The organism is Pantoea sp. CTOTU49201 (assembly GCF_032054795.1).
GTDB classification, from domain to species: Bacteria; Pseudomonadota; Gammaproteobacteria; order Enterobacterales; family Enterobacteriaceae; genus Pantoea; species Pantoea symbiotica.
This window is the reverse complement of record NZ_DAMBSA010000150.1, coordinates 9,482-9,926: the sequence shown is the minus strand read 5'-3', so window position 1 is coordinate 9,926 and position 445 is coordinate 9,482. Positions and strand designations below refer to the sequence as shown.

Genomic DNA, 445 nt, shown 5'->3' with positions numbered 1-445 from the left:
AGCAGTGCCGGATCGAACGGTTTGCCGGCTGCGGCATCGTCAATGGCGCGACGATAAACCTGCGCGGTGCGCGCGCAGTAGTAAAAGGATTTGGTGCGACCTTCAATTTTCAGCGAATGCACGCCCATTTGGCTCAGACGTTCAACGTGCGCCACCGCGCGCAGATCTTTTGAGTTCATGATGTAGGTGCCGTGTTCATCCTCGAAGGCGCTCATCACTTCACCCGGCTTCATCTTCTCTTCCAGCAGGAACACGCGGTCGGTGGTCGCGCCGACGCCGAGCGTAGGCTCTTGCACCATAACCGGTTCATGGAATCCGACAATATTGCCAACCTCGTCCTGCTTGCCTTCTTCCACTTTATATTCCCAGCGGCAGGCGTTGGTGCAGGTTCCCTGATTGGGATCGCGTTTGTTAAGGTAGCCGGAGAGCAAGCAGCGGCCGGAAT

1 protein-coding gene is annotated in these 445 nt (G+C 57.1%); it reads right to left on the bottom strand.

Annotation, left to right across the window (positions count from 1 at the left end; all coding sequences use genetic code 11):
- Positions 1 to 445, bottom strand: a 445-nt coding sequence (locus RTY00_RS12225; protein ID WP_312664633.1) for a U32 family peptidase, incomplete at both ends; no start/stop codon positions are given.